Annotated in this window: 2 protein-coding genes; both read left to right on the top strand. The window is 61.3% G+C overall.

Going from position 1 to position 2,789, the window contains the following annotated elements:
• Nucleotides 1-170: 170 nt before the first annotated feature.
• Complete coding sequence (locus ABWQ00_RS15785) at nucleotides 171-2,318, top strand: hypothetical protein (protein ID WP_353239610.1); 2,148 nt, start codon at nucleotides 171-173, stop codon at nucleotides 2,316-2,318.
• Nucleotides 2,305-2,789 (top strand): hypothetical protein (locus ABWQ00_RS15790; protein ID WP_353239611.1); only part of this gene is annotated, 485 nt, incomplete at its 3' end. The genes ABWQ00_RS15785 and ABWQ00_RS15790, both read left to right, overlap by 14 nt.

Genomic DNA, 2,789 nt, shown 5'->3' on the forward strand with positions numbered 1-2,789 from the left:
ACAGATCACGCAGCCCAGACGCACTGGCCCACTGGAATGCCAATCCCAAGGTTGGCAACCCAGTTAAGGTAGTGTTGCGGCCAGTCAGGTGCAGGAACCCAGACGGCAAGCTCTGTGCGGCAGACCCTGACCGATGCCGCTGGTATGGTGTCATCCCCCTGGCCGCTGGGATGCGCACCAAGCCAGTAAGCCGGGATGACATCAGGCGCAGCACGCCAGCCAGCATGAAGAGCTTGTTCGAGCACAGCTTGGACTTTGCGACGGTTAGGGGTGCTCTGATCACAGCGCTTCAACCTGAGCATCAAGAAGTGGCGGGAAAGCTGAGAGGACGCCAGATCAACACCATTGACAAGCGCGCCCGGGACAAGCTGTACATCAGGCGCACGCAGATCGAGGCCATTTTGCGGGAGTTTGCTGGCGTCGCGTTCCATGGCCAACTTGAAGTTGAAGGCATGGCTGGCGCTGCGGTTGCGGCTGCAGCTGGTGGGCAGCTGCCAGTGGCAGCAGCAGCAGCAGGGGCAGCAGTGGTCAAGGACCGCTCCACGAAATGGCAGCCAAGTGAGCATTCTCGGGTGAATGGCCCGCATGAGGTTGCAGCAAGTGGCTGCCCTTGCGCTCAGGGCCTCAAGTTCCCAAAATGGTTGTCACAGGACTGCGGCATTGGGCTTACGATCGTCAGCCCAGTCACACGCTTCGAGCTCGACAACATTGTGCCCGGCTTGCTCCATGCCATGAAGTTCCAGATTCTGAGCATGTGCAGGACGCAGCCTGTCGAAATGAGCAGCATCTTCCGGGGCATCATTGACGCCGACGACTTGGGGACACTCCGGCAAGCCAGCACCATGGACGCTGCCCTGCGAGCGGGACTGCCAGTGCCAGGACAAGCTCCAAGTCTTGCAGCCGCCTCAAGCAGCTACGACACCGACAAGCACAAGGTGCTGTGGATTGTGCCTACAAGCGTCTTGTGGGAGACAGCTGGAATCAAGCCTCCAAAGGGCAAGGGCAAGTTGCTCAAGGGGAAGGGCGCCAAGGGCGCCAAGGGCGCCAAGGACATCAAGGGCCAGGGCAAAGGAAAAGGCAGTCCTGAGTCTGAGCCATGGGGCAGCGCCCGGCGCACCCTACAGCAGCCACATATGCCAGCGCCCACATTCGCGGCGGAGCAGAAGGGCAAGCCTGCGCTCAACCCTGAGGTCGTGGAGCGTATCTGGCAAGCTGGCGTGCTGGTCCTCGCTGTGTCGGCCCCCCGGAACGAGCTCGCCCGGTTCAAGGTGAAGTTTGCCCCAGACGTGCCTCCTGACTTTGCCAGGCGGGACGTCACTTGCTTCGTGTTGGACTGGATTGGGAACAAGGTTTTCTATCACGAGTGTCTGCGCAGGGCCTTGGCATCCGTTGTCGCGAGCAGCAGCAGTGTGGGCGAGCCGCAGCCTTTGGCGCCTCTCCTGCCTATCCTCGTGCGCCAGCGACGGCTGCCGGGGGTCAACGCGCTCCAGGGCCGGATGTTGGACATTGACTTTGACGATCTCAGTCGCCGAAGGGGCTTCAGCCTGGACGCTGAGCAGAAGAATGTGTGCTTGGCACTCAACCAGGCGGACGTGCCCCTTTTCTTCATCAATGCCCTGGCCGGGGTCGGCAAAACGGCGCTGCTGAGCGCCATGTTGCACGCCGCCACTTTGAGCTACCAGGCAAACAGTCCTGAAGACGACGACAAGGTGTTGCTGGTCCTCCTTCCCTCCCGGGAGCTTCGCGAGGACTTGGCGCGCGACATCATTGGCAACGATGTTTTCTTGCAGCAGGAGATTCTCTGGCTGGGCCGCCCCCCAACGGACAGTGCCCTCGGAATGTGGGATGAGCTGCTGCAGGACAGGCTGAAAGAGATCCAAATTAAAGCATGGAGAAAGCTGCACCAGCTCAAGGAGGACTTGGTGTCTGTGCTGAGCCAGCTCAACAGCCACCGCGGGCCAGAGCCAGAGGGCAGCGCCCGGCGCACCTCACAAGCCGAGGGCCGCGACAAGAACGACCAGGCTTGGAGCTACGGCGCCCTCCTCTGCCAAGTGGAAGTGGACCTCCGCAGCCCACACTGGGGCTTGGACAGGTACCTTGAGGACTTGTTCCTGACAAAGCAGGTCCTCCGGCAGCACATTTTGCTTGAGGTGACCAGCATCCTCGGCGAGCGTGACGCTGCGCTCAAGTCAATTGCGCGGCGAGCGAGGGTGGTCCTTGCCACAGCTGACGCCTTCACCAAGTTCGTGGCCAAGTGCAGCAGCGGACCGGCGTCAGCCATCTTGAAGGAGAAGAAGGTTGAGGTTGCCTTTTTTTGACGAGGCGCAGGCGTACGAGCTGGACACGGTCGCCGCTGCTCTTAGCACCGGGGATGTCAAGACTGCAGTTTTCCTGGGGGATCCCAACCAGAGCATCGAGCAGCGCGTCCAGTGGCCCACATGGACCCGGCAGCCATGGATCAGCACTGAGTCGAGAAGCGGAAGGGATGAGCAGGCCGGCTCACAGCAGCCACAGGTGGCATCTGAGGAGGACCTGGCCGAGCCTGCCGACATGGACACCCTTGCGCCATCAGGGACAGCGACAGAGGCAGCGGAAGGCAGCCAAACAAGGCTGGCGGTCACCCCAAACCCGCTGCAGCGCCAATTCACTGAGTGGCTGCTGAAACACAAAGGGCCAGTGCCAGGTTATCAAGTCTTGCAGATATGTGGGCGCAAACGCTGTGGGCCTCAGGTCTGCAACTTCATCAGCCAGCTCTTCCCCGGCTTTTGCCAGAGCATCGCCGCCGCCGA

Origin of the sequence: Limnohabitans sp. (assembly GCF_040400975.1) — a bacterium.
Lineage (GTDB): Bacteria > Pseudomonadota > Gammaproteobacteria > Burkholderiales > Burkholderiaceae_C > Limnohabitans_A.

Excerpts from the sequence above, each read along its gene's own strand:
- ABWQ00_RS15785 (WP_353239610.1), top strand. The coding sequence starts at position 171 with ATGCGCACCAAGCCAGTAAGCCGGGATGACATCAGGCGCAGCACGCCA.